Genomic DNA, 25,962 nt, shown 5'->3' with positions numbered 1-25,962 from the left:
GTTTACCAGTCAACAGGAGGTTGCAATGGGGCAACTCACATTAAGCGCGCAGTGCGCTGCCATCCACAATCGCGTCGCCCGGCGCCTGTGCCTGACGGTGTTTTTCGGCTTAAGTGCGGCCACATCCACTGCCACCCTCTGCGCGCCCATGCAGGGGCACGAAAGCGCCTTAAAAAGCAATACACTCAATCCCATCAGCCTCAGTCAGGTGCAGCATCCCGGCCATACGGTTACAGCGAAGTCAGTGAAAGTCGAGCCCCTGAATTGGTGGATTGGGATGCAAAACCCCCGGCTTGAATTGATGCTCACCGGCAAGAACATAGCCCGCGGGCAACTGCGTCTGGAAAATGCCCTTGGCGCAAAACTGCTGGAAACCATCCCCGGTGACAGCCCCAATTACCTGTTTGCGACACTCGACCTCTCGAGCGCCAGGTCCGGCACTCTCACCCTGGTACTTGGCCTCCCCAAAAGCGCACAAAATCCGACAACTGAGCTGACACTCCCGTACGAGCTTAAAGAAAGAGCACCCGGCAGCAGCGAGCGTCAGGGTTACAGCAACAGGGACGTGATGTACCTCATCACCCCCGACCGTTTTGCCAATGGCGATACGGCAAACGATGACCTGCCCGGTTTTGACGACGAGCCCAATAATCCGGTTTACAGCGAGCCTGGCAACAGCCATGACAACGCCCGCCACGGCGGCGATCTGGCCGGCATAGAGCACAGGCTCGATTATCTTAACGACCTTGGGGTCACCCAGCTTTGGATTAACCCGCTGCTTGAAAATCGTCAGCCGGCCTATTCCTATCATGGCTACGCCATCACAGATTTCTACCAAATCGATGCCCGCTTTGGCAGCAACAGCCAATATCAGGCACTGGTCAGCAAAGCGGCCAATAAGGGCCTTGGGGTCATCATGGACGTGGTGCTTAACCATATGGGGTCAGGCCACCCCTGGATGCAGGATTTACCCTTTAACGACTGGGTCAATCCTAAAGGGCAGCACACCAGCCACAGGCGTACGGCGGTTCAGGACCCTTATGCTGCGCCCAAAGATGCCGCCGCCTTTGCCGACGGCTGGTTTGTGGACAGCATGCCAGACCTCAATCAGCGTAATCCCCATCTCGCCACCTACCTGACTCAAAATAACCTCTGGTGGATTGAATACGCCGGGCTGTCGGGCCTGAGAATCGACACCTGGTCTTACTCAGACAAGGCCTTTCTCAAGACGTTTTCCGAGGCCATCATGGCGGAATACCCCCATTTCAACATGGTGGGCGAAGAATGGAGCGGCAATCCTGCGGTAGTGTCTTACTGGCAAAGCGGTAAACAAAACCCCGATGGCTATCAAACCTCGCTGCCGGGACTTATGGACTTTCCCCTCTATGACGTGCTGCTGCAAGCCGTCAATGAAGAGGAGCGCTGGGGCACAGGCTTTATCCGTCTCTATGAGGCGCTGGCCAACGACCTCCTCTATCCCAACGCCCAAAAGCTGGTGCTTTTTGAAGGCAACCACGATACCAATCGCCTCTACAGCCTGCTTGGGCGCGATATGAATAAATTCAAGCTGGCCCTCGCCTATGTGCTGCTGTCCAATCGGATACCACAGATTTTCTATGGCACCGAGTTTGCCATGGAAAGTCCGGTAGAGGGTCGCAACGACGGCGCCGTGCGTGCGGATATGCCGGGCTTTGGCAAGGTTGCATTTGGTCAATCAGACATAGACGCCATGGCGGCCGACTCAAAAGAAGCCTTTGAGTTCATCCGTACCCTGCTGCATTTTCGTAAAACCAGTGATGCGGTGCACCGGGGTAAACTGGTGCATTTTGTACCGCAATTCGAACAACAACCGGGCGTCTATGCGCAGCTGCGTTTGGCGCCAGTTGATAATCCTGCCGCCAAAAACCTGATGATTATCTTTAATAAAAATACGGATCCTGTGATTCTGGATATGGGGCGCTTCACCGATTTCCTTCCCCTGAACACGAATGTAAAGAGTGTGCTCGATAACAGGCGTTTTTCATTGCCGGGCACACTCAATCTGTCTTCCCCCGTTACCTTGCTGGAGTTTTAATCCCGATGGCATTTGTTTCTTTTCGCCGCGCTCCCCTGCTGGCCCTGACCAGCCTGACCGCCCTGCTCGGCTGCAGCCCGGTGCAAAACACTAAAACCAATACAGAGGCACTGCAGCTTAAATCCGCAGACGCAGTAACGCTCAATCAAAAGGTAGCCGAGCCGTCGCCTCTGGTGTATCAGCTCTTGCCCCGTGTCTTTGGTAATCAAAACCTCACCAACACCCCCTGGGGCAGTATCGAAGAAAACGGCAGCGGTAAATTTGCCGATATCGATGAGGTGGTACTGGCCGACCTTAAACACCTGGGGGTAAGTCATGTGTGGTACACGGGCGTGTTGCATCATGCCTCTGTTACCGACTACAGCGCCTATGGTATCGGCCGGGACGATGCCGATGTGGTCAAGGGGCTTGCGGGCTCCCCCTACGCCATCCGCGATTATTACAATGTAAATCCCGACTTGGCGCTCGCCCCGGAAAACCGACTGGCGGAATTCAAAGAACTGATAGCGCGCACCCACAAAGCCGGGCTTAAGGTCATTATCGATATAGTGCCAAACCATGTGGCGCGCCATTACCAATCCCTGTCTGCGCCAGAGGGCGTACAAAGCCTGGGTGCAGGGGACGATACCCGCCAGGCCTACGCCAGAAACAACAACTTTTACTATGTGCCCGGCGCCGACTTTGAGGTGCCCGACGAGACTAACCGGCCTCCTGCCGCGAGTCTTAATAAGCTGAACACGACACAGGACGGCCATTTTCACGAATCCCCGGCCAAATGGACCGGCAATGGTGCCACCAGCCCCAAACCCGATGCCTCTGACTGGTATGAAACCGTGAAGCTTAACTACGGGGTCACACCCGATGGCAAACATGATTTCCCCGAGGTGCCGGCGGCGCTGGCCTTTGCCCCAATAGAGCAGCATCAGGGCTTTTGGTCCACCCAGAAAAACCTGCCCGATACCTGGTACAAACTGCGGGATATCAGCCGTTTTTGGTTAAGCCTTGGCGTCGACGGCTTTCGCTTTGATATGGTCGAGATGGTACCCGTATCCTTTTGGAGTTTTCTTGCCAGCGATATCAAGGCCATCAATCCGGAAGCGTTGCTGATTGCCGAGGTCTACGAGCCCGCACGTTACCGGGACTTTATCGGCCGTGGCAAACTGGACTTGCTCTACGACAAGGTGGGGCTTTACGACACGCTGAAAGCCATCAGCCAGCAAGGCATAGCCAATCCAGATGCTGTGGATACGGCCCAAATCGGAAAGCGGTTAACCGAAATCCGCGACATCGCCCCTCAGATGCTGCACTTTTTGGAAAACCACGACGAGCAGCGTATCGCCAGCCCCGAGTTTTTGGGCAGTGCCAAGCGTGCCTTGCCGTCACTGGCGGTATCCCTCTATGCCACCGAAGGGCCTTTCCTGCTCTACTTCGGCCAGAGCCTCGGTGAGGATGGCAGCGAAACCGGCGGCTTTGGCAAACCCAGCCGCACCAGCATATTCGACTATGTAGCCGCACCTGCCATGGCCCGCTATCTGAAAAGGGCGGACACGAAAGAAGCCAGTAAAGGGGCAGCCAGCAACAAAGTAGCCGGACAGGGGCAACCACTGGGCGTTGCCAGTTTGCCCGAAGAGCTTGAACTCAGGCAGGCCTACAGTGACATGTTGGCACTTGCCGGCACCATCAAGTCGGCCGGAGAACTTAAGGTTTTGCCATCCACAGGGCCTGTGTTCGCTTTTCGCCGGGGGCCGTATCTGGTCACGGTAAACTTCTCCGATAAAGCCGCTGCCATTGAGACATTTAACGGAAAAGCGCCGAAGCCCATCCTCAGTATTCCCGCAAGTCAGCAAACTGAACTCGCCCCCTGGGGCGTGCGCGTCAGTCTTGTCCCATAACCGGGCAATCTGATACTGCTGTGGCAAAGACGCATCACAAACATCGGGGCCCGGGAGCTGACTGCCCCCGGGCCCCGACTTGAGCATATTGGGCAGACAATTCAAGGTTCAGTTGGCATCACCGTTCTGCTCCGGGCTTACTGGTCGGGCGCAGTGTCCGGCTCGATACCAAGCCCCAGTCCCATTCGCAGCATTTCACGGTACAAAGCCATGTCACCAAGCCGTTCGGAGGACTTGAGCGCCGCTGAAACGCCCTCTTGATCTCCCATCTTACGATGCTGACCCAGTTTGGCCTTGGCCTCAATGCGTTCTACCACAATCTCAAAGGCGACTATGGCCTTGCTCAATTTGCCGACATAATCTTTTGGCATCAGGGTCTCGTCCTGCCATAACTCGGGTTCAAATCGGGCTATGGTGTGCTTGAGCACTGCCTCAACACTTCCGTCATCTTCTTTATCATCAAGCAACTTAAAAGTGCCATACACATGGGCCGCACTGTAGTTCCAGGTAGGTACAGCGGGTTTCGCCTGATACCAACGGGGGCTGATGTAGGCATGGGGGCCTGAAAACACCGCCAGCACCGCCTGGCCATCCAGGGCTCGCCACTGGCCATTGGCCCTCGCCATATGCCCAATAATCCTGTGCCTGTCACTGTCAAACAGCAGCGGCAAATGACTTGCCACCAGGCCATCCTGGTTGGAGATAAGTAAGGCAAAGGGATGGTTATCAATTAAACTCACAGCCTCAGCATCGGTGAGACTCATGGCGGCGGGAATGTACAATGTTGGCTCCTTCAATCAACGCTAACAGCAGCTTAACACCCAGAGGTTTACACACAAGCCCAATAACAAAAATGGCAACTATTTCAGTCAGTAATGCATATTCGCCAAGGCAATAGCATGTTGCGCGCAGGTTATTCAACGGGGATGAATACGTATGTAAGTAGTTGTCACTTATCCTGTACGCCGTTTAGGATGAATGCGCTGATTATGAGCCCCTTCGGGGGCTGGGTCGTTACGGAAGAATGGACCTTCCGGCTTTGGAGTACCTCGCCCGACTTCGCTTCCACGAAGTGGGAACAGGTCTTGGGCGGCGAGCGTCTGAGGGAGGCTCTCGCCGCTGATTTTTTGTATCCGATAATAAAAGGGCTGCCGTGACTTCACTGCGGTAAAAGCACCCACAACAGGACACCTATGACTTCCCACACATCCCCACTCAGAGACAAGCCGCCACTGTCATTCTGGCAAATTTTCAACATGTGTTTCGGCTTCCTCGGTATCCAGTTTGGCTTTGCACTGCAAAACGCCAACGTCAGCCGTATTTTCCAGACCCTGGGTGCCAGCATCGATGATATCCCCATTCTGTGGATAGCGGGCCCCCTAACCGGCCTCCTGGTTCAGCCCATAGTGGGTTATCTGTCCGACAACACCTGGAACCGCTTTGGGCGTCGTCGTCCCTACTTCCTGATTGGCGCTGTGCTGACCACACTGGCGCTGTTCATCATGCCCCACTCGCCCTATCTGTGGGTAGCTGCTGGCATGCTGTGGATAATGGATGCCTCTATCAATATCGCCATGGAGCCATTTCGCGCCTTCGTGGGAGATAAGTTGCCGGAATCACAGCGGGCCAAGGGTTTTGCCATGCAAAGCTTTTTTATCGGCGTAGGCGCCGTAGTGGCATCCGCGCTTCCTTATTTGCTGTCTAACTTTGCCGGCGTATCCAATATCGCGCCCGAAGGACAGATTGCCGACACTGTGCGTTACTCCTTTTATCTTGGCGGTGTTGTGCTGCTCGCGGCCGTTGGCTGGACCATTGTCAGCAGCCGCGAATACAGCCCGGAAGAACTCAGCCGCTTTAAGGGACACGAGCAAACCGGATTTGAACGCGAACATGGCCGTACGCCTGAGGCGTATCGAAAAGGCGCCCTGGTATGGAGCACCCTGGGCCTTGCTATCACAGCCGCCACCTTTGTCGCCAATCTCGATAAGCAGCTGTATCTGCTTGGGCTTGGCGTGTTCGCCTTTGGCCCGCTGCAATGGTACTGCGCCCAGCGTTTAACCGCGGCAGGCAAGCGCAGCGGCAAGCTTGGAATGGTATTTGAAGTGGTAGATGACCTCTTCCACATGCCCCATGCCATGAAGCGTCTGGCGCTGGTGCAGTTTTTCTCCTGGTTTGCCCTGTTTGCCATGTGGATCTACACCACGGCAGCGGTGACCTCCTACCACTATCACAGCAGCGACGTACTCTCCAAAGCCTACAACGACGGCGCGGACTGGGTAGGAGTGCTCTTTGCCTCTTACAACGGTTTTGCGGCACTGGCCGCCATGGTGATCCCGCTGCAGTGCATGCTGCTGGGTCTTAAGGGCGCTCACATCATGAATTTGTGCCTCGGCGGCCTTGGGCTGATGAGCTTTTACCTGATTGCCGACCCGGCCATGTTGTGGATACCCATGATAGGCGTCGGCTTTGCATGGGCCTCTATTCTGTCTGTGCCCTATGCCATGCTTTCCACCAGCCTGCCGGGCAACAAGCTTGGTGTATACATGGGGATCTTCAACTTTTTCATCGTCATCCCCCAACTGGTGGCCGCCACTGTGCTTGGTTTTATTCTCAAGAGCCTGTTTGGCAATGAACCCATCTACGCTCTTATCCTCGGTGGCAGCGCCATGGTGCTGGCCGCCCTGTCAGTGCTTTTTGTCCCTGCCAGAGAGCAGGAACCCGGGCGCAGCAATGCCGATGCCCAGGTCTAATTATCAGGGAGACGCTTTCGTGCCAGTGACCAATTCTTCTTCGCTTCGAGCCCTCAGCCTTGCCATTGCGGCAGCACTGGGTGTTTCTGCCTGCCAACAGGCCCCCGCCCCCCAGGAAACCATTCAGGATAAGGCGGTTGTGAAAGTTGCCCCGGGCGCCCCCGGCACTACGCCCTTGTGGGCCTTCGCGGGTAAAACCGGGATCGGTACCAGTTATGAGCCCTATGTGGACGGCGCTTATGTGAGTACCGCCGAAAACCCGGTGAGCCGGGTGTGGTTTTCGGTGGCCAATGGCGTGCTGACCGAAACCATGTATGGCCTTATTCACAATGCCCAGTTGCGTGAACTGTCCTTTATTATTAAGGGCAAGGATTTTGTCGATTTTGAAGCCAAGGATGCCAACCACCAGCAGGACTATCTGCACCTGGATGAAAAAGGGCTTCCCGAGTCCCTCGCAATGCGGCTAACCAGTACGGATAAAGAGCAAAAATACCGTATCGAGAAGAAAATAGTCACAGATCCCCATCGGGATTCTCTTGTCATGCGGGTCACCATTGAGGCGCTTGAAGACGGTATCACCCCCTTCCTGTATGCCGATCCTCACATCGACAATGGTGGCGCCGACGACATGGCATACCTGTCTCACACGGGGTTTGTGATAACCGACAAGGCGCAGGACTCCAGCGCCTTGAGCCTGGAAATCAGCACGGATTTCGTGCGCCGACAGGTGGGTTTTGAAGGGGTATCCAGTGGCGTTGAGGCCATCATGGCGGGCGCTCCCCTGACCGGTTACAGCCAGACCTTTACCGATGCCGCCGCTCCCCAGGTGGGTAACGTGGCCCTCACCGGTGAGCTGAAAACCCTCGCCAGGGGCGAAACCCTCACCTTTGATGTGGTACTGGGCTTTGGTCTGGGCGCTGATGCGGCCACAGCCAACGCAAAGGCGTCGCTCACAGCAGGCTTTGATGCGCTGGCACAGGACTTCAGAGGTAACGACACAACACCTGGATGGCGGCAGTATTTGGCGTCCCTGCCTGCCCTCAGTGCCATGGGCAGTGCCACGGCAGACAATGGCCGCCTCCTTAACCTGAGTGCCATGGTGCTCAAGGCGCAGGAAGACAAAACCCATGCGGGTGCGCTGATTGCGTCCCTCTCCAACCCCTGGGGCGATACCATTCCAGCGGTTACGCCAAGCACGGGTTACAAGGCCGTTTGGCCAAGGGATTTCTATCAGTGCGCCATGGCGTTTTTGGCCATGGGTGATACCCAAACCCCCAAGGTCGCTTTTGAATACCTTAAACAGATTCAGGCAGGCCCTGCCCTCAAAGGCTACGAAGGGGCGCCCGGTTGGTTCCTGCAAAAGACCCATGTGGATGGGCAAATCGAATGGGTTGCCGTGCAGCTGGACCAAACCGCCATGCCCATCATGCTCGGCTGGAAGCTGTGGCAAGCCGGTGAGCTCAGCGATGATGAGGCGCGTCATTGGTATCAGGATATGCTCAGAAGCGCAGCCGACTTTTTGGTGAGCGGCGGTGACATCAAGCTCGACTGGAATGAGCGCACTATCACTCCACCGAGCACCCAACAGGAACGCTGGGAAGAGCAAGCAGGCTTTTCACCCTCCACCATGGCGGCAGTGATAACAGGATTACAGGCAGCCAGTGCCCTAGCCGAGCATGCAGGCGACAGCGAAGGGGCGCAGAAATACCTCGCAGCCGCTTCGCGCTACAGTGAGCAGCTCGAAGCGCGTACAGTAACAAACAAAGGGCTGCTGTCGGATAAACCCTATATTCTGCGGATTTCACCGGAAGGTGCGCCCGATACCGACGCCAAGCTCGCCGACAATAACGGTCGTCCCGGGCTGGATCAGCGTCAAATTCTCGATGGCGGCTTCCTGGAGTTGGTACGTTATGGTGTACGCGGCGCCGACAACCCACTGGTTGTGAATACCCTGGCTCTAGTGGATGACAAGACCCTGGAAGACAATCTGCGCATCCGCTACGACTTCACCACGGCGCAGGGACAGGCATTCCCGGGCTTCAGACGTTATGGTAACGACGGCTACGGCGAAGATACCGTTACCGGCGCCAACTATGCCGAAAATGGCAGCAACAGCGCCAATCAGCGTGGACGGGTGTGGCCCTTCTTTACCGGTGAGCGCGGTCATTACGAGCTGGCCAAGGCCACGCTGGGAGGCAAGCCCCTCAGTGATGCCGATAAGCAGCGGTTAATCGGCACCTACGTTGCGGGGATGGAAAGCCTTGCGAACAGCGGTGGAATGTTGCCGGAACAGGTGTGGGACGGTGTGGGCGATGCCACCCGCTTTGGCTATCGTCTGGGTGACGGTACCAACTCGGCTACGCCCCTCGCCTGGACCCACGCCGAATACGTGAAACTGGTACGCTCTGTCCATGATGCCAAAGTGTGGGATAACTACCCCTTCGGCAAGCAGACAGCCCCTGAGACAAAGTAAGTCCTGAGGCAAAGCAGCACCTGCTGCACTTGCCGCTGAGAATACAAAAGGAGCCATCGGGCTCCTTTTTTATTGCTCAAGTTTATTGCTGCGATCTATCGCTGTAATTTTTTGCCTTGCATCAGGCGGCAACTGTGACCGGGTTCATCTGCCCCGATAGTTGAGCGCCGTTAACTGTTAAGGTCAATGCCGCAGGATTTCCTCACCACCAGACTGGTTGGGATTAACCTTGGGGGCACGGTCTCGCCGTGAATGAGCTTCAGAAGGCTTTCCACCAGCATTTCGCCTGCCAGTTGGGTGTTTTGCTTAATGGTGGTCAGTGGTGGATTGGCAAAGCTTGCCACCGGAATATCATCGTAGCCCACCACAGCCACGTCTTCGGGTACCCGCAGTCCGGCCTCTTTCAGCGCTCTGATAGCCCCGATGGCAATCAAATCGCTGGCGGCAAAGATGGCGTCAAACTGGGCACCCTTGCGAATAAGCTTGTTGGCAGCATCAAAGCCGGCACTTTCAGTGCTGATGGCATCCACCTGGCAGCGCTTATCGACCACAAGACCTGCATCTTTGAGTGCCCGTACATGGCCAAGGTAGCGGTCGCGAAATTCTGGGCTGTGGCTTGAAGCATCCCCCAAAAATGCCACCGACTTGCGGCCAAGGGACAACAAGTGCTCGGTGGCTATCAAACCGCCCTGCTGATTGTCACAGCCGACGGAAGCGACCGTCGACTTGTTGTGCTCAGCACCCCAAATCACAAAGTGGGTATTTTGCGCCAGCAAGCGTTCCAGCTTGTGCTCGTAGTCAACAAAGTCACCGTAGCCCAGCAGAATAATGCCATCGGCCTTGTTACTGTCTTCATAGTCGGCGTGCCAGTCGCTGGAAAGCTGCTGGAAAGACACCAACAAATCATAGCCCTGCTTGGCAGTAGCCCGGGTAATCGAGCCCAGCATCGACAAAAAGAACGGATTAATCAACGAGTCGTCGTTGGTGGGGTCTTCGCAAAGGAGCAGTGCCAGGGTATGGCTGTTTTGGGTGCGCAGGTTACTGGCGTTTTTATCGACCTTGTAGTTGAGCTCGCGGGCAATGGCACGGATTTTTTCCTTGGTTTCCGGACTCACCAAGGGGCTGTCCCTCAGGGCACGGGACACCGTGGACTGGGACACACCCGCCCGATAGGCAATATCAATAGAGGTCGCTTTACTCGCCATAACAGGACTCTTGTTATATTTGCTCGGGCCACAGGCCACCGCCCCGACACAGAACGGTAAGCCCATGGTAAATCAAGTGCAATTCCTTGTATAGCAAGCGACTTTAGATCCCCAGCTCATCGAGCAAATCATCAGCATCATCGGCCACTATGCCCTTGCCGGCCATCTGAGACCAGGGGGACTTGGCATTGCCGTGTTGCTCAATCAGGAAATCCGGATCGAACTCTTCGTCCAACTCGAACTCCCGGGTTTTGACAAACTCTGTCTTGTCCATGGCAAATTCAAGATAAAAGATGTGATTGCTTTCGGTCATAAAAGACACGCGGCGGATCACAGGTTCATCCAGATTGGCATCGATAGAGATGGTAATTTCCTTGTTGATGGTCAGCATTTTCGGCTGACTTTGACTTATGGAGGTTTGCAGCTCCTTGGACACCTTACCGATAAAGTCTCCCAGGATCTGGTTCATCAGCTCCCCCATCACGTTACCCACTTCATCGGAGTTGTGGGAAAACGCCAGCTCGCTTTCAGGCATGCCCATGTTGAGCATGTAACGGCGATAGATTTCCACGGCGGAAGCGGCCGAGAAGTTAATCACCACCAATCCCGAAAACCCACCATCAAAAATGGAAAAACAGCCCAGATCCGGCTTTAAACGGGTGCTGGAGATATTCTGCACCATGGCCGCATGGGTGACCCTGCTGCCACTGGTGTGGGACAGCACATGGGATACCGAATGACAGAGTTTCAGTAATATGTCTTCTGAGGTAACTATCTGAGTAACACTCATCTTTATCCGCCTTTTGATTGAATTAGTTAATCTTGCGCATAAAATCACTTGAAATCAAAGTCAAAACAAACGATTAACCTGATAAGCGTCTATTTTATCGGCAACGGGTGCGTGCGCTGTTTATCTCCCACTATACACCTTCGTCCCGCGATGATGCCCGGTCTCTTTGAAACAGGGCAGCAACAGAGTCGGGCAAGGATCACGGATTTACACTTTTACCCTGGGATTTACACCAAGGTCGCACAGAATGACCATAGCTATCTGATAGACTCTTGCCTGCCCTACAGCTTACGGAGACGGCCATGATTGCCTTCCTCAGAAAATTCACCATCTTACAGCGTCTGATCATGATGTTGGCGCTGGCAGCCCTTGGCACCTTCTGCTTCGCGGCCTTTAATATCCAGGAACAGTACAACAACCTTGAGCAGCAAAAATGGCTTCAAAATGATGGCCAGCTGGATACCGTACTGTCTCTGATAGAGGTGCACAAACAGCAGGTGCAGCAGGGGCAAATCAGCGAAGCAGATGCCAAGGCTGAAGTGGCGAGTCTTATCAATGCCGCCCACTATGGCAATGGTGGCTACTTTATCGTAGTGGATGCTGAGGGTCAGATCCTCGCCGCCGGTGGTCAGTCGCAGAAAATTGGCACCCGGGTGAACGACAAATCCATCCAAAGCCTGGTCAGCGATGCCCGCAGCAAGGGAAAGGCCATTGCCGAAATAGAAACCCTGAATCCGGACACGGGTAAAACCGGCACCCAGCTAGCCGAGGCCCGTCAATTTGCCCCCTGGCAGTGGACTGTTATCACCGGGGCCTTTGTGTCCGATGTTAATGCCGCCATGGAAACCGCCATCTGGAATACGCTCATCATTATGATGCTGATTTCCACGCCGCTGTTTGCCCTCTTTATGGCACTCAATCATTCCATCACCTCTCCCCTCACCCGCGCCATTGAAGCGCTGGAAGACATCGCCGACGGCGAAGGGGATCTGGGCGCCAGGCTGAACACCGAGGGCAAAGATGAGGTGGCTCACCTCGCCAAGGCCTTTAATCGCTTTGCCGAAAAAATCGGTAAGTTAATTAAAGACATCAAGCCAATGGGCGATGAACTCACTGAAGATGCCCAGGCCCTGAGCCAGGCGGTGGAAACCGCCAATCGCAGCAGTGAACAAATCCATCGTGAGACCGAGAGCGTCGCCGCCGCCATTCATCAGATGCTGGCCACCAGCCAGGAAATGGCTCACAACACCCAGCAGGCAGCCGATTCAGCGGCACAGGTGAAGGGACAGGCCCAGGAAAGCCAGTCGCTGATGACCAGCACATTAAAACAGACAGAATCTCTGGTGGAAAAACTGAAGGCCGCAGAGCTGACCACGGCGCGACTTGGCGCCGCCTCCGGCCAGATTGGCAGCATTCTCGATGTTATCCGCGCCATTGCCGAGCAAACCAACCTGCTGGCGCTCAACGCCGCGATCGAAGCCGCCCGTGCCGGCGCCCATGGTCGAGGGTTTGCGGTTGTGGCCGATGAGGTGCGTGCCCTTGCGAACCGCACCCAGCAGTCCACCAATGAAATTCAGAAAATCATCAGTGAAATTCAGGCCGGTATCGGCGATGTCACCGCCTCCAACAGTGCCAACCAGACACTGTCCGAATCGCTGCAGGGTCAGGCCCGTCAGGCAGGAGCCTCCATGGATGCCATCCTGTCGCTGGTGGCCCACATTAACGACATCAATACCCAGCTTGCCAGTGCGACTGAAGAGCAGTCACTGGTCACCGAAGAAATCAATCGCAATATCAGCAATATTTCAGAGCAAATGCAGCTGGCGGTCGAGTCTAACGAAGGCAATCGACATGCCGCAGGTTCGCTGCAATCCATCAGCCGGGCACTGGCCAAGGCCCTCGGGCACTTCAAGGTTTGATGGTATTGAGTCCATGAAAAAGTAAAAAGGGGGGCCACAGTGTCCCCCCTTTTTATGCGTCCGAATTGTGCTAGGCTAGGCGTTAACCCATGCACAAAAGCTTGCACAAATTCTGCCGTTTCAGGCTCCTTCAGGAGGACCATTAGTGCGTTTAACCCTTGCTTTGCACGCCAGACTATACAGCATTCACAGCTTCAGCCCGGAGACTCCGGTGCCTGCCGAGGTGTTCGCGCAGGAGATGTTCTTCATCGGTAAAACCCGTGAAGAGCTCTCTGTGGTGGTGCCCTCAGAGCTGGAGCTGGACAGCCTGGAAGCCGAAACCAATTGGATATGCCTCGAAGTGCTCGGGCCACTGGGGTTTTCCATGACAGGGATTTTATCGCGCATCTCGGCCATTCTGGCCGAAAACCACATCAGCATTTTTGCCATTTCAACCTTTGACACCGACTACATTCTGGTCAAAAAGGAGAAACGGGAGCTGGCGGTGGCGGCACTGAAGAAAAACGGGTATCAGATCATCGACCATCCCCAAACTGCCGACTGAGTGCCTTGCTCCTTTCGCCACCTTGTTGGACAATAGCGCCATTCTTTGGAAGACAATTGAAGCCATGTACGAAAAAACTGTCACCATCACTGCGCCCCATGGGATCCACACCCGCCCTGCCGCCCTCTTGGTCAAAGAGGCCAAATCCTTTGAATGTGACGTGATAGTCGAATGTAATGGCAAGCAAGCCAGCGCCAAGAGCCTGTTTAAGTTACAGACCCTGGGCCTTTATCAGGGGGTTAATGTCCGGGTCTTTGCCCAGGGTCCCCAGGCCGAAGACGCCGTTGAAAGAGTCTCGGCGCTGCTGGTCACTTTAAGCTGAAAGCCGGAGGCATGATGCAGGTTAACGGAATAGCCATCAAACCCGGTGTCACCTTCGGTGAAGCCCTTCACTTCAATACCGGGCACAAGCCGCTTGACTACCGCATCCTGCCCATCAAGCGTATTCCCCAGCAGCTGAGCCGCCTCGACGGTGGCTTGGCCAGACTCAAGCAGCAGTTGACTGCCAGCCTGCAGGCGCTGGAAAGCCAAAGCGATGCCTATGCACTGGTGGAAGCAGACCTCCTGTATCTCGACGACCCGGATCTTCGCACGCACATTGCCGACACCATCACTCAACTGCAATTTTCGGCCTGTGTATCCATCGAACGTGTCTTTGCCCACCAGGCGAGCGAACTGGAAGCACTGGATGACCCTTACCTGGCCCAGCGCGCCGAAGATGTACGAAGCCTGGGCAAGCGCCTTATCCAGGCCGTTTTCGGTCAGCCGGGGCAAGAGCCCGGCAAGCTCAAGGTGCCTACCATACTGCTGGCGGACGATATCAGCCCGGCGGAGTTTGCCGTGTTGCCGCTGGACAACGTTGCCGGTATCGTGCTCAAGTCCGGTGGCTTAACCAGCCACACAGCCATTCTGGCCCGGGCGGCGGGCATTCCGGCACTCCTTAGCTGCCCTTACAGCGAGCTGGGAATTAACAACGGTGACAAACTTGCCATCGACGGTGATGCCGGTGCCCTCTATCGCAACCCTGAGGGTGAAGAGCTCGAATTGCTGCGCCAGCACGAAGCATCGGCACGCGTAGCAAGGGAGCAGCTCGACCAGTATCGCGACAAACCCGCCATGACGCTGGATGGTCATGAGATAAGTCTGCTCGCCAACGTCGGGAACCTGAACGACGTGCTCAAGGTGTCTGGCCTTGGCGCCGACGGCATAGGGCTGCTGCGTACCGAATTTATGTTGATGCACTCGGCCACCCTCCCCGACGAGCGCGCCCAGTACCAGCTATACTCCGACGCCATTCATGCACTTGAAGGACGGGTACTGACCATACGTACCCTGGATATAGGTGCCGACAAAGAGTTGCCCTGCCTGTGTCAGGTCAAAGAAGAAAATCCCGCGCTGGGCCTCAGAGGCATTCGCTATACACTCGCCAATCCGCAACTCCTCAAAACCCAGTTAAGAGCCGTGCTCAGAGCCGCGAATCACGGCCATGTGCGCCTGATGTTCCCCATGGTCAATCAGGTGGAAGAGCTGGATGCGGTGCTGGCGCTGCTGGAAACCTGTCGCCGAGAGCTGGACGATGAAGAAAAAGGTTTTGGCGATATCAGCCTTGGCATAGTGGTGGAAACGCCCGCCGCCGTGCTCAACCTGCCAGCCATGTTACCCGTGCTGGACTTTGTCAGCATAGGCACCAACGACCTTACCCAATACGCCATGGCGGCTGACAGGGGCAACCCTTGTCTTGCCAGGGATTATCCTGCGCTCTCGCCCGCCGTGCTGAGGCTTATCAGCATGACGCTGCAGAGTGCCCGCAGTCAGGATGTGAAGGTGTCGCTGTGCGGAGAAATGGGCAGCGATCCGCGCCTTGTTCCGCTGTTAATCGGCCTTGGCTTCGATGAGCTCAGTGTTAACGTGGGCGCCATGCTCGAAGTCAAAGCCGCCATTTGCCGTCAGGAGTTCATCCGCTGTACCCAGCTTGCCGGGCGCGCCCTGATGGCAGACAGATTATCCGAGCTCGATGCCTGTATAAGTAGCTATAAATAAGCTAAATGTTTCAGTATGATGTCTTTTTCGCTGACGCCAAGATCAGCCTATAAACCAAGGGGTACGCAGTCATGGGATTTTTCAGCCGAATTCGGCGACTGATTTCCGGGGCGCCAACCATTGAAGGTGGCATTGCCATACTCGCGCCGGTTTCCGGCGAGATTTATCCCATAGAGAAGGTGCCCGACGTGGTGTTTGCCGAGAAAATCGTCGGTGACGGCATAGCCATCGCCCCCGAGGGTGACACCATATATGCCCCCATTGATGGCACCATAGGCAAAATTTTCGAGACCAACCATGCCTTCAGTATCGAGTCTCCACAGGGGCTGGAACTGTTTGTGCACTTTGGTGTCGGCACCGTTGAACTCAGGGGCAACGGCTTTAAACGCCTCGCCGAAGAAGGCCAACAAGTGAAAGCCGGCGATCCCATACTGGCGTTTGATCTGGCATACCTTCGCGAACACGCCGATAGCCTGCTTACCCCAGTGGTACTGGCAAACATGGAAGACATCAAGTACCTGGAAAAATCCCAGGGCCGGGTCGAAGCCGGCAAAGACGTGATATTTACCGTCGAAATCTGAAATTCATTCACAGGGGGCGCGAGGCACTTGAGGGGCGTAATCCCCCATGCCACAATGCGGCCCTTTCCTTTTGCAGATGGAGCGCCCCAGTGACACTCTTTGGCATTAAAAACTGCGATACCGTGAAAAAGGCCCGTAAATGGCTCGAAGCCAATGGCCATAACGTCCCTTTCCATGATTTTCGTGTCGATGGTCTGGCTGCCGAGCAGTTGAATGACTGGGTTGCGCGCATCGGATTTGAGCCGCTGCTCAATAAAAAATCCACCAGTTTTCGCGCGCTTACCGACGAGCAAAAGCAAGATATAGACACCGATAAGGCCATCGCGCTGATGCTGGAATACCCCACGCTCATCAAAAGGCCGGTACTGGTAAAAGGCGACGCCGTTTACACCGGTTTTAACGACAAGCTGTATAGCGAGGTATTTGGCCAATGAGCAGCCCAGACACCCACAGTGATGTGATTGAACTGACCCGCGAGCTCATTTCACGCCCGTCTGTCACCCCACTCGATGAAGGCTGTCAGGACCTGATGGCCAGACGCCTTGCCCCCATCGGCTTTACCATAGAGCCCATGGTATTTGAAGACACCACTAACCTGTGGGCCCGCCGTGGCACCGAGGGGCCTGTGTTCTGCTTTGCCGGCCATACCGATGTGGTGCCGGTGGGCGATCTGAATCGCTGGCACACGCCCCCGTTTGATCCTGTGGTGATTGACGGTTATATCCATGGCCGCGGCGCCGCCGACATGAAAGGCTCCCTCGCCGCCATGGTGGTGGCCGCCGAGCGATTTGTGGCCGAGCACCCCAATCATCAGGGCTCCATCGCCTTTCTGATTACCTCCGATGAAGAAGGTCCTTTTATCAACGGCACTGTGCGGGTGGTAGAAACCCTCGAAGCACGCAATGAGAAAATAACCTGGGCACTGGTGGGCGAGCCATCCAGCACCCACTTGCTTGGGGACGTGGTGAAAAACGGCCGCAGGGGCAGCCTCACGGGTAACCTCATCGTCAAAGGCATTCAGGGCCATGTGGCCTACCCCCATTTGGCCGATAACCCCATCCACAAAGCGGCACCGGCCCTGGCTGAGCTGTCCCGTATCGAGTGGGACAAGGGTAATGAGTTCTTCCCGCCCACCAGTTTTCAGATTGCCAACATCAACGGCGGCACGGGCGCATCCAATGTCATCCCCGGTGAACTCAAGGTGATGTTCAACTTCCGTTACTCCACCGAAGTGACCGCCGAGACCCTGATTGCCCGCGTACTGGGTATTCTCGATGCCCATGGGCTCGATTACGACATCGACTGGGTGTTCAACGGTCTGCCCTTCCTCACCGGCGAAGGCCCGCTGCTGGATGCCACCCGTGAAGCCATTTTCGAAGTCACCGGCACCCACACCGACCCGCAAACCACCGGCGGCACCTCCGATGGCCGTTTTATCGCGCCCACCGGAGCGCAGGTCATTGAGCTTGGCCCGGTCAACGCCACCATCCACAAGGTGAATGAGTGCGTGAAGGCAAGCGATCTTGAGCTGCTCACCGGCTGCTACCAGCGCATTCTGGAAAAGCTGCTGTGCAACTGAGCTGGATTTACGGCGCCGCCGAGCCAAGGCTGGTAAGCCATGACGGGGTGATGATGCACCCCGCCGCGGCAGCGGCCTTTGCCGCCATGCAGCAGCAAGCCGCCAAGGCAGGCATTCAGCTTGCCGTGACCTCGGGTTATCGCAGCTTCGAACGCCAACTGGCTATCTGGAATGCCAAGGCAAGCGGTAAGCGCCCCTTACTGGATATCAATGGTCAGCCCGTTGATGCAACCGGGCTGGATGCAGACACCCTGATAGACACCATCTTGCTCTGGTCAGCGCTGCCGGGCTGCTCACGCCATCACTGGGGTAGCGATTTGGATGTATTTGATGCCACCCGGATAGCCAGGGATGCGCTCAAACTCGAAGCCTGGGAATATGCCCAGGATGGCCCCTGCCACGCAATGGCAAACTGGCTGGGGGATCACTGTCAGGAGTTTGGATTTTTCCTGCCCTATCAGGCAGGTAAGAGTGGTGTCAGCCCCGAACCCTGGCACATCAGCTTCGCCCCGGCGGCCCAATTTGCTATCAATCAGTTTGATGTTACTCAGCTTAGGGCTGTGATTACCGCCAGTGACATGGCGCTCAAAGACACAGTACTGCTGCGACTGGACGCCCTGGTATCTCGCTATGTAAAGCACTTTGCCCCACCTTCTTTTCCCTTTGACGAGCTGGATTTACGTCATGAATGAATTTGAACAATATCGCAAAACCTTCACCTTGCCGGACACGGTTTTAAGTTATCTCGACATGGGCACAGGCCCCGTGCTGCTGCTCGGTCACAGCTATCTGTGGGACAGCATGATGTGGCAGGAGCAACTGGCGCTGCTGGCCAAACATTTCAGGGTTATCGCGGTAGACCTGCATGGCCACGGTCAATCGGGCCCTGTGCCATCAAGACTGAACAGCCTCACCGGCGTTGCCGAAGATATGCTGGCGCTGATGGACAGCCTCAATGTGGACACCTTCTCCATTGTCGGCCTCAGTGTAGGCGCCATGTGGGGGGCCGAATTGGTGCTGATTGCCCCGGCGCGGGTTCAGGCATTTGTCATGATGGACAGCTTTATCGGCTTTGAACCGGAAGTCACCCGTGCCAAGTACTTTGGCATGTTGGATGTCATCAAGGCGGCCGGTAGCGTTCCTGCGCCCATGATAGCGGCCATAGTGCCGCTGTTTTTCTCACACAATCCGGATCCGCGCCTCACGGCCACTTTTGCCGCCCACCTTGCAACACTCAAAGGCGAGCGTATCGCCGACATCGAACGTATGGGCCGTCTGGTGTTCGGGCGCCGCGATACCATGGATGATGTTGAACAGCTGACTCTGCCCGTGCTGGTGATGGTGGGCGTGGAAGACAAGGCCCGCAGTGTGCTTGAAAGCTACCTGATGCACGAAGCCATAGATGGCAGCACCCTGGTACACATTCCAGCTGCCGGGCACATCTCCTGCCTCGAAAACCCACAGTTTGTGAACGAAAAACTGTTGAGTTTTTTAACGACTCAACTGAAGTGATTTTTTCGTTGAATTGATCTTCAGCAAACTTGCTGACAAATCAGGGCCTTCGGGGCCCTTTTTTGTTACAAATTCGTGAATTCTCATACTTATCTACTAGCTTTAATACTGTCTTTCCCTCATAAGGATCCTAAGTCATGAGAATAAGTACAGTCGCAGCGACCATTGCTGCCCTGATGGCAACTCCGGCCGCATGGGCAGAGATTCAAATCAATGGATTTGCCTCCATCGTTGCCGGCAGCAGCCTGGACGATGACGAATCCCTCTACGGGTATGACAGCGAAATCGACTTCAACCAAAATACCAAGTTCGCCGTTCAGGTGGCCGCCGATCTGGGTGGCGGCCTGCGGGCTACAGCACAACTGTTGTCCCGTGGCCGGGATGATTATGATGTCGAATTTGAATGGGCCTACCTGTCCTACGACCTCACAGATAACCTGATGTTGATGGCCGGCAGACAGCGCTTCAACCTCTACAAGTATTCGGACTACATCGATGTGGGCTTCGCCTATCACTGGATAATGCCGCCACAGGGGGTGTACTCACTGCCCTTCAGCAGCGGTGAAGGCGTGGGGCTGGTGTACTCTACCCTCTGGGGTGATACCGACGTGGGGGTTACCTACAAATACATCACCTCTTCCAAAGATGATTATGTGCCTTCGGGAACCGACATCACTCCTGCCCCCTTTTCTGCCAAAGGGCACATACTTAACCTCAATTTCACCACCGGAGACTTCGAATACGGCCTGAATCTGGGGTATGTGTCTGAACTCAGTTATGAGTACCCCGACCTGATAGTTCTGGCCGCGGCGGTGGATGCGACAGGTCTGTTTCCGGCACAGGCAGTGGACGACATACTCCCCTTAGACGATTCCGCTTCAATCATTGGTGTCCACGGCAAATACGATCCCGGAAACTGGTTTATTCTCGCCGAGTACACCAGCATTGACCTAGACCCCAGCGCCTTTGCCCTGCAGGATTCCGCCTTCGTATCCGGTGGCATTCGCTTTGGTGCTTTCACGCTGCACGCCACCTACGGCTGGGATGAAAACAAACCCCAGTACGAAGCGCTTGACGCCATGCTGCCTGTGTATAACGCGCTGCCCCCAGCGGCACAGGCACAGGTGGCGCCCCTCATCGGTCTTACACAAATGGCGCTCGAAACCCAACAGCAGGACAGCTACTACTACACCCTCGGTATGCGATGGGATTTTCACAGCTCAGCTGCCTTTAAGGTGGAATACACTGACTTTACCAACGATAAAGGCCCGGCCACCGATGGGCAGGTACTGTTAATGGGCGTAGACCTGGTCTTTTAAGGAGGCTCTATCATGAAAATACTCTCTGCATTATGCGCCTGTGCCAGCCTGATGTTGTCTGTTGGCGCCATGGCCGAGGTGGTGGTTGTGGTGCATCCCAGTAATGGCGTCACCATGGACTCCGGCGATATCTCACGGATTTACCTCGGTAAACTCAAGTCCTTCCCCGGCGGCGGCCCCGTAGTTCCCCTGGATTTGAAAGAAGGCAGCAGCACCAGAACAGCCTTTGTGGACAAGGTGCTCGGCAAATCTGAAAGCCAGCTCAAAGCCTATTGGTCCAAACTGGTATTTTCCGGTCAGGGCCAGCCACCAAAGTCCGTTGACGATGCCGAAATGCTGAGTCTGGTGGCGTCCAATCCCAACATGATTGGCTTCGTGGATGCCGCCAACGTCAACGACACAGTTAAGGTAATCGCCCGTTTCTGAGGTAAACGCGTGTCTAAAAAGCAGGCTCCGGATGGGGCCTGTTTTTTATCGGATGATCAGTATTTTCGTTTGGATCACAGCTTTTTAAGATGGATTGACCAGCCACGGGAAATTTTCCTGATACACTAGCGCCGAATTTCGCCAAATTACGACGACAAGATGAAACTACTCAAACCCTTGTTCGACAATAACCGTCGATGGGCACAACGCATCCAGCAGGAAAATCCGGGCTTTTTCGAAACCCTGGCCAAGCAGCAAAACCCCGAATACCTGTGGATTGGTTGCTCCGATAGCCGGGTCCCCTCCAATCAAATCATTGACTTGCTGCCGGGCGAAGTATTTGTTCACCGTAATATCGCCAATATGGTGATCCACACCGACCTCAACTGCCTGTCGGTGCTTCAATACGCTGTGGACGTGCTGCAGGTGAAACACATTATGGTGGTGGGCCATTACGGCTGCGGCGGCGTGCGTGCCGCCATGGGCAGCGCACGCCTTGGCCTTATCGATAACTGGCTTGGTCACCTTCGCGATATTCATCGCCTGCATAACGACGAGCTGGCAAATCTTGATGATCAGGCTCGCTTTGACCGCCTGTGCGAACTCAATGTGATTGAGCAGGTAGCCAATGTCAGCGAGTCCAACATAGTTCAGGAAGCCTGGGCCCGGGGGCAGGAAGTCGCCATCCACGGTTGGATATACGGCATCACCAACGGCCTGCTCACCGACCTGGATGTCACCGTCGACCGAGAGACATTTCTTGGCCTGAAAGGCTAAGTAAATCCACAGGCAGCCAGCGCGCTGCCTTTTTTGATTTTTTTCGCCCTCCCCATCGCTATCACCTTGCCAACACAGGTATAATCTTCGGGTTTTTTCATTGCGCCAAAGGCGCCATGTGTAGAATTTAGGAGAATCACTTCCATGCCCGGTTTTGAAATTTTTGGTCCTGAAGAAAAGCAGGAAGTCGCAGATGTTATGGAGCACGGCTTTACCTTCCGTTACAACTTCGATGGCATGCGCAATGACCGTTGGAAAAGCCGCGACTTCGAAGCGCTCTTATGTGAGAAGCTGAATGTCAAACACGCTCACCTGCTCTCCAGCGGTACCTGTGCCCTCACCACCGCGCTGATGGCGGCTGGCATTGGTGCCGGTGATGAAGTGATTGTGCCTCCCTTTACCTTCGTGGCCTCAGTTGAAGCCATCATGATGGCGGGCGCCGTACCAGTATTTGCCGAAATCGACGAGACCCTGTGTCTGTCACCCGAAGGCATCCGCGCCGCCATTACCCCTCGCACCAAGGCCGTTAACTTTGTGCACATGTGTGGTTCTATGGGCCACATGGCTGAAATCAAGGCCATCTGTGACGAACACGGCATTGTGCTGCTGGAAGATGCCTGTCAGGCCATCGGCGGCAGCTATCATGGCCAGGCACTGGGTACCATCGGTCAGGTAGGTTGTTATTCTTTCGACTCAGTGAAAACCATTTCCTGTGGTGAAGGCGGCGCCGTGGTAACCAACGACGAAACCATCTACAACCACAGCCACATGTTCTCTGATCACGGCCACGACCATATCGGTAACGACAGAGGCGCAGAGAAGCACCCAATCATGGGCCTGAACTTCCGCATCAGCGAAATGAACGCCGCCCTGGGCCTGGCGCAGCTGCGTAAACTCGACACCATCCTCGACATTCAGCGTAAAAACAAAAAGCTGATTAAAGATGCCATGGCCGAGATTGCCGACGTCAGCTTCCGCGTTATTCCTGACCCAGAGGGCGACAACGCGGGCTTCCTGTCGTTTATGCTGCCCACTGAAGCGCGCGCGCAGGAAATCAGCAAGGCCCTGGCGGCCAACGGCGTTGATGGCTGCTTCTACTGGTATGTGAACAACTGGCACTACCTGAAGAACTGGGACCACATTCAAAACCTGAGTGCCCCGGCTGCCCTGCCCATCACCCTGGTGGCCGACAAGCCTGACTACACCCAGATTTCGGTACCTAAATCTGACGCTATCATGAGCCGCACCATTTCCATGCTCATCAAGCTCAGCTGGACTGAAGAACAGATCCAGGAACGTATTGCCAACATCAAGAAGGCCTTTGCCCAATAATAGACGGGAGTCTTTTGCAATGAAGTTCAGAAATTTCAAAGCTGTACCTAAGATGATCTTCGGTCGCGGTGCATTTAACCAGCTCGACGAAGTACTGGCCGCCGAGCGTAAGAACGATGACGATTTCGTGGTGTTTCTGGTGGACGACGTGCACCAGGGCAAACCACTGGAAAGCCGTATCCCGGTCAAGCCACAAGACAAGCTGATTTGGGTAAACGTTGATGACGAGCCTTCTACCGAGCAGGTAGATGCCCTCACCGAAGAAGTGCAGGCCTTCAACAGCAAGCTGCCTGTGAGCGTCGTGGGCCTGGGCGGCGGTTCTACCATGGATTTGGCCAAGGCCGTATCCCTGATGCTGACCAACCCAGGTGGCTCTGCCATGTATCAGGGTTGGGATCTGATTAAGGTGGCTGCCGTACATCATATCGGTATTCCAACCATTTCCGGTACTGGCGCCGAGGCCTCCCGCACCGCCGTGCTGTGTGGCCCTGAGCGTAAGCTGGGTCTGAACTCAGACTTCACCGTATTCGACCAGATCATTATGGATCCTGAGCTTATCGCCGGTGTGCCTGTTGACCAGTGGTTCTACACTGGTATGGATTGCTATATCCACTGCATCGAGTCGCTGGAAGGCACTTACCTGAACGAATACTCCAAGGCCTTCGGTGAGAAATCACTGGAGCTGTGCCGTCAGGTGTACCTGGACGACCATCCGGAAAAAGACGACAAGCTGATGATGGCCTCTTACATGGGCGGCATGTCCATCGCTTACAGCCAGGTGGGTGCCTGTCACGCCCTGTCTTATGGCCTCGGTTACGTGCTGGGCTACCATCACGGTATCGGCAACTGTATCGCCTTTAACGTGCTGGAAGAGTTCTATCCAGAGGGCGTTGCCGAGTTCCGCACCATGATGGAAAAGCACAACATCACCCTGCCAAAAGACATCTGCAAAGATTTGCCAGATGAAACCATTGCTCGTATGGTTAAAGTGGCCAAGAGCCTCGGCCCACTGTGGCACAACGTGTACGGCGACGGTTGGGAAGAAAAAGTGACCGACGAGATGCTGACCAAGCTGTACCGTCGCATCTAGTCTTGTTTCCGGGCTCCTTCGGGAGCCCGCTTTGTTAGAGTCCAGGAATTTTTCGATGAACGTGACCCTGCTGATCCCTGCCCGCTACGGCTCCAGCCGTTTTCCCGGCAAGCCATTGGCTCCCATCAATGGTAAACCCATGATCCAGCACGTCTATGAGCGTGCGGCACTGGCGAAGGGATTGAATGCCATCTACGTGGCCACGGACGATGAACGTATTAAAGCTGCCGTTGAATCCTTTGGCGGCAAAGTGGTAATGACGGGTGCCGATGCTGCATCGGGTACCGACCGTATCGAAGACGCCATCACCCAGCTGGGTTTGGCCGACGATGATTTGGTGATTAACCTCCAGGGCGATCAGCCCCTGATTGACCCTATCTCCATCGAGCAGATTGTTGAGCTGTTCCGCCGTCATCCCGGCGAGTTTGAAATGGCCACCCTGGGTTACCAGATAAGCGACAAGGCCGAGCTCGACGATCCCAAGCACGTGAAGATGGTGTTCGACAACGACATGTATGCGCTCTACTTCTCCCGTGCCCGCATTCCTTTCGGCCGTGACGTAAGCGAATACCCTGTGTACAAGCATTTGGGTGTGTATGCCTACACCCGCCGTTTTGTACACACCTTCAACAGCCTGCCCCTGGGACGCCTGGAAGATCTTGAAAAGCTCGAGCAGCTGCGTGCCCTCGAGTACGGTCACCGGATTAAAGTCGCCATCAGCGCCTTCGACTCACCGGAAGTGGATACCCCAGAGGACATCCGCCGCTGTGAAAATCGTCTGAAGGTAGACTGATGAACGCGTCCGGCATGTCAAATCTGGAAGTCTGGCTCATCATCCTGTTGGTGATTGGGGTGATTTTTTCAAACATCGCCGTACTCAAATACAGCGCCAAGTTTAAAATGCCCCAGTTTGGCGCCCCCAAAAAACCAGCGGAAAACAAATCCAGGGTTACTGCAGATAGCACGGGTGATGATTCATCCGCATCTGGGGCTGATACCAAATCCGCCAAAGCTGCGACCAATGCTGCGGCCAATGCTGCGGCCAATGTTGCGACCAAAAGTACACCAAATGCCGACCGCCAAACGCCACCAGAGAGCAAACCCGATTAAGCTGGGTTTGCTGTGTGCCGTGCCAATATAAGGCCAATAAAAAGCCAATAAAAAACGCCCCGTTCATGGGGCGTTTTTGTTCTCTCTTACTCCAACCAATCCCACGTACAGCGCTGCTTGTTGCACCGGGTGATAACTGCACGGTAGAACAAGTGCGCAGCCAGATAAGCTTATAAAACCAAACATGGATAACGGGGCAAACGCTCATCACATAGGAACACCCCATCCCCAAGATAAGGCTGGCATATAAGTCCAAACACAGCGGCTATAACAGGATGAAGTGCCACAGCAATCATGAGGAAGTCTTTAGCGTGAGAATGATGCAACTCGAAGGTTACAAGACGTATTAGTCATGGGTGTACTTATATTCACAGGATACAACTGCAGCACACAACCCACTAATAACCAGAAGTAAGATGGTAACTGCCAGTGTGCCAAAGCTATAAAACAAAGAGGTTTGCCTGATGCCGGACTCAACAACAAAAATAGCGCCCCAAAGCAGAACGGTAAATAGAGAAAAAATGTAAGAAAGAATACCCAGTGCCCTAG

23 protein-coding genes are annotated in these 25,962 nt (G+C 55.1%); 20 read left to right on the top strand and 3 right to left on the bottom strand.

The window, feature by feature from the left end:
- Window positions 1-25: 25 nt before the first annotated feature.
- Complete coding sequence (locus tag K0H63_RS08950; protein WP_220067637.1) at window positions 26-2,074, top strand: glycoside hydrolase family 13 protein; 2,049 nt, start codon at window positions 26-28, stop codon at window positions 2,072-2,074.
- A 5-nt stretch (window positions 2,075-2,079) separates the two neighbouring features.
- A complete protein-coding gene (locus K0H63_RS08945; protein WP_220067636.1) occupies window positions 2,080-3,966 on the top strand; it encodes an alpha-amylase family protein in 1,887 nt (628 codons plus the stop codon).
- 137 nt (window positions 3,967-4,103) lie between these two features.
- Here K0H63_RS08945 and K0H63_RS08940 read toward each other — a convergent pair whose 3' ends face one another.
- Window positions 4,104-4,748 (bottom strand): FMN-binding negative transcriptional regulator, encoded by a 645-nt coding sequence (locus K0H63_RS08940; RefSeq protein ID WP_220067635.1) that lies wholly within the window; start codon window positions 4,746-4,748, stop codon window positions 4,104-4,106.
- Between the two features lie 411 nt (window positions 4,749-5,159).
- Between K0H63_RS08940 and K0H63_RS08935 the strand changes: the two genes are divergently transcribed.
- Complete coding sequence (locus tag K0H63_RS08935) at window positions 5,160-6,716, top strand: MFS transporter (RefSeq protein WP_220067634.1); 1,557 nt, start codon at window positions 5,160-5,162, stop codon at window positions 6,714-6,716.
- Window positions 6,703-9,189: a glycoside hydrolase family 15 protein gene (locus K0H63_RS08930; RefSeq protein WP_220067633.1), complete on the top strand. Its 2,487-nt coding sequence runs from the start codon at window positions 6,703-6,705 to the stop codon at window positions 9,187-9,189. Before K0H63_RS08935 ends, K0H63_RS08930 begins: the two co-directional genes overlap by 14 nt.
- Window positions 9,190-9,359: 170 nt before the next feature.
- Here the strand turns inward: K0H63_RS08930 and K0H63_RS08925 are convergent, their stop codons facing one another.
- Window positions 9,360-10,394, bottom strand: coding sequence for a LacI family DNA-binding transcriptional regulator (locus K0H63_RS08925; protein WP_220067632.1), 1,035 nt, complete (start codon window positions 10,392-10,394; stop codon window positions 9,360-9,362).
- A 103-nt stretch (window positions 10,395-10,497) separates the two neighbouring features.
- On the bottom strand, window positions 10,498-11,184 hold the full coding sequence (locus K0H63_RS08920; protein WP_220067631.1) for a DUF3334 family protein: 687 nt from the start codon (window positions 11,182-11,184) through the stop codon (window positions 10,498-10,500).
- A gap of 302 nt (window positions 11,185-11,486) precedes the next feature.
- Here K0H63_RS08920 and K0H63_RS08915 point away from each other — a divergent pair, with 302 nt between their 5' ends.
- The 16 genes from K0H63_RS08915 (at window position 11,487) to K0H63_RS08840 (ending at window position 25,413) form a co-directional block, all read left to right on the top strand.
- Entirely contained in the window at window positions 11,487-13,103 is a 1,617-nt protein-coding gene (locus K0H63_RS08915) for a methyl-accepting chemotaxis protein (protein WP_220067630.1), read from the top strand.
- A gap of 145 nt (window positions 13,104-13,248) precedes the next feature.
- Window positions 13,249-13,647 carry an ACT domain-containing protein gene (locus K0H63_RS08910; RefSeq protein ID WP_220067629.1) on the top strand — a complete coding sequence of 133 codons (399 nt, stop codon included), beginning with the start codon at window positions 13,249-13,251 and terminating at the stop codon, window positions 13,645-13,647.
- Between the two features lie 64 nt (window positions 13,648-13,711).
- Window positions 13,712-13,969 (top strand): HPr family phosphocarrier protein, encoded by a 258-nt coding sequence (locus tag K0H63_RS08905; protein WP_011759765.1) that lies wholly within the window; start codon window positions 13,712-13,714, stop codon window positions 13,967-13,969.
- A gap of 14 nt (window positions 13,970-13,983) precedes the next feature.
- Window positions 13,984-15,687, top strand: a complete 1,704-nt coding sequence (gene ptsP / locus K0H63_RS08900; protein WP_220067628.1) for a phosphoenolpyruvate--protein phosphotransferase — start codon at window positions 13,984-13,986, stop codon at window positions 15,685-15,687.
- 71 nt (window positions 15,688-15,758) lie between these two features.
- Window positions 15,759-16,268: a PTS glucose transporter subunit IIA gene (gene crr / locus K0H63_RS08895; protein ID WP_220067627.1), complete on the top strand. Its 510-nt coding sequence runs from the start codon at window positions 15,759-15,761 to the stop codon at window positions 16,266-16,268.
- Window positions 16,269-16,357: 89 nt separating this feature from the next.
- Window positions 16,358-16,702 carry an ArsC family reductase gene (locus tag K0H63_RS08890; protein WP_220067626.1) on the top strand — a complete coding sequence of 115 codons (345 nt, stop codon included), beginning with the start codon at window positions 16,358-16,360 and terminating at the stop codon, window positions 16,700-16,702.
- On the top strand, window positions 16,699-17,847 hold the full coding sequence (gene dapE / locus K0H63_RS08885) for a succinyl-diaminopimelate desuccinylase (protein WP_220067625.1): 1,149 nt from the start codon (window positions 16,699-16,701) through the stop codon (window positions 17,845-17,847). Before K0H63_RS08890 ends, dapE begins: the two co-directional genes overlap by 4 nt.
- Window positions 17,838-18,539, top strand: a complete 702-nt coding sequence (locus K0H63_RS08880; protein ID WP_258405686.1) for a M15 family metallopeptidase — start codon at window positions 17,838-17,840, stop codon at window positions 18,537-18,539. Before dapE ends, K0H63_RS08880 begins: the two co-directional genes overlap by 10 nt.
- Entirely contained in the window at window positions 18,532-19,359 is an 828-nt protein-coding gene (locus K0H63_RS08875; protein WP_220067624.1) for an alpha/beta fold hydrolase, read from the top strand. Before K0H63_RS08880 ends, K0H63_RS08875 begins: the two co-directional genes overlap by 8 nt.
- Before the next feature lie 137 nt (window positions 19,360-19,496).
- Window positions 19,497-20,678, top strand: coding sequence for a porin (locus K0H63_RS08870; protein ID WP_220067623.1), 1,182 nt, complete (start codon window positions 19,497-19,499; stop codon window positions 20,676-20,678).
- 12 nt (window positions 20,679-20,690) lie between these two features.
- Window positions 20,691-21,104: a type 2 periplasmic-binding domain-containing protein gene (locus K0H63_RS08865; RefSeq protein WP_220067622.1), complete on the top strand. Its 414-nt coding sequence runs from the start codon at window positions 20,691-20,693 to the stop codon at window positions 21,102-21,104.
- Between the two features lie 159 nt (window positions 21,105-21,263).
- Window positions 21,264-21,881: a carbonate dehydratase gene (gene can, locus K0H63_RS08860; RefSeq protein ID WP_220067621.1), complete on the top strand. Its 618-nt coding sequence runs from the start codon at window positions 21,264-21,266 to the stop codon at window positions 21,879-21,881.
- Between the two features lie 144 nt (window positions 21,882-22,025).
- Window positions 22,026-23,213: an 8-amino-3,8-dideoxy-alpha-D-manno-octulosonate transaminase KdnA gene (gene kdnA, locus K0H63_RS08855; protein ID WP_220067620.1), complete on the top strand. Its 1,188-nt coding sequence runs from the start codon at window positions 22,026-22,028 to the stop codon at window positions 23,211-23,213.
- Window positions 23,214-23,232: 19 nt separating this feature from the next.
- The gene (gene kdnB, locus K0H63_RS08850; RefSeq protein WP_011759754.1) at window positions 23,233-24,303 is read left to right on the top strand and encodes a 3-deoxy-alpha-D-manno-octulosonate 8-oxidase KdnB; all 1,071 of its coding nucleotides are present in this window, start codon (window positions 23,233-23,235) and stop codon (window positions 24,301-24,303) included.
- 55 nt (window positions 24,304-24,358) lie between these two features.
- Window positions 24,359-25,096 carry an 8-amino-3,8-dideoxy-manno-octulosonate cytidylyltransferase KdsB gene (gene kdsB / locus K0H63_RS08845; protein WP_220067619.1) on the top strand — a complete coding sequence of 246 codons (738 nt, stop codon included), beginning with the start codon at window positions 24,359-24,361 and terminating at the stop codon, window positions 25,094-25,096.
- Between the two features lie 14 nt (window positions 25,097-25,110).
- Entirely contained in the window at window positions 25,111-25,413 is a 303-nt protein-coding gene (locus K0H63_RS08840) for a DUF2897 family protein (RefSeq protein WP_258405711.1), read from the top strand.
- The last annotated feature ends 549 nt before the right edge of the window (window positions 25,414-25,962 follow it).

It is taken from the genome of Shewanella zhangzhouensis, from assembly GCF_019457615.1.
GTDB lineage: Bacteria > Pseudomonadota > Gammaproteobacteria > Enterobacterales > Shewanellaceae > Shewanella > Shewanella zhangzhouensis.
This window is presented reverse-complemented; position numbering and strand designations above follow the sequence as displayed.

Bases quoted from the DNA above. Each gene is read 5' to 3' on its own strand.
- K0H63_RS08950 (WP_220067637.1), top strand. From the start codon at position 26: ATGGGGCAACTCACATTAAGCGCGCAGTGCGCTGCCATCCACAATCGC.
- K0H63_RS08945 (WP_220067636.1), top strand. From the start codon at position 2,080: ATGGCATTTGTTTCTTTTCGCCGCGCTCCCCTGCTGGCCCTGACCAGC.
- K0H63_RS08935 (WP_220067634.1), top strand. From the start codon at position 5,160: ATGACTTCCCACACATCCCCACTCAGAGACAAGCCGCCACTGTCATTC.
- K0H63_RS08930 (WP_220067633.1), top strand. From the start codon at position 6,703: ATGCCCAGGTCTAATTATCAGGGAGACGCTTTCGTGCCAGTGACCAAT.
- K0H63_RS08925 (WP_220067632.1), bottom strand. From the start codon at position 10,394: ATGGCGAGTAAAGCGACCTCTATTGATATTGCCTATCGGGCGGGTGTG.
- K0H63_RS08920 (WP_220067631.1), bottom strand. From the start codon at position 11,184: ATGAGTGTTACTCAGATAGTTACCTCAGAAGACATATTACTGAAACTC.
- K0H63_RS08915 (WP_220067630.1), top strand. From the start codon at position 11,487: ATGATTGCCTTCCTCAGAAAATTCACCATCTTACAGCGTCTGATCATG.
- K0H63_RS08905 (WP_011759765.1), top strand. From the start codon at position 13,712: ATGTACGAAAAAACTGTCACCATCACTGCGCCCCATGGGATCCACACC.
- ptsP (WP_220067628.1), top strand. From the start codon at position 13,984: ATGCAGGTTAACGGAATAGCCATCAAACCCGGTGTCACCTTCGGTGAA.
- crr (WP_220067627.1), top strand. From the start codon at position 15,759: ATGGGATTTTTCAGCCGAATTCGGCGACTGATTTCCGGGGCGCCAACC.
- dapE (WP_220067625.1), top strand. From the start codon at position 16,699: ATGAGCAGCCCAGACACCCACAGTGATGTGATTGAACTGACCCGCGAG.
- K0H63_RS08875 (WP_220067624.1), top strand. From the start codon at position 18,532: ATGAATGAATTTGAACAATATCGCAAAACCTTCACCTTGCCGGACACG.
- K0H63_RS08870 (WP_220067623.1), top strand. From the start codon at position 19,497: ATGAGAATAAGTACAGTCGCAGCGACCATTGCTGCCCTGATGGCAACT.
- K0H63_RS08865 (WP_220067622.1), top strand. From the start codon at position 20,691: ATGAAAATACTCTCTGCATTATGCGCCTGTGCCAGCCTGATGTTGTCT.
- can (WP_220067621.1), top strand. From the start codon at position 21,264: ATGAAACTACTCAAACCCTTGTTCGACAATAACCGTCGATGGGCACAA.
- kdnA (WP_220067620.1), top strand. From the start codon at position 22,026: ATGCCCGGTTTTGAAATTTTTGGTCCTGAAGAAAAGCAGGAAGTCGCA.
- kdnB (WP_011759754.1), top strand. From the start codon at position 23,233: ATGAAGTTCAGAAATTTCAAAGCTGTACCTAAGATGATCTTCGGTCGC.
- kdsB (WP_220067619.1), top strand. From the start codon at position 24,359: ATGAACGTGACCCTGCTGATCCCTGCCCGCTACGGCTCCAGCCGTTTT.
- K0H63_RS08840 (WP_258405711.1), top strand. From the start codon at position 25,111: ATGTCAAATCTGGAAGTCTGGCTCATCATCCTGTTGGTGATTGGGGTG.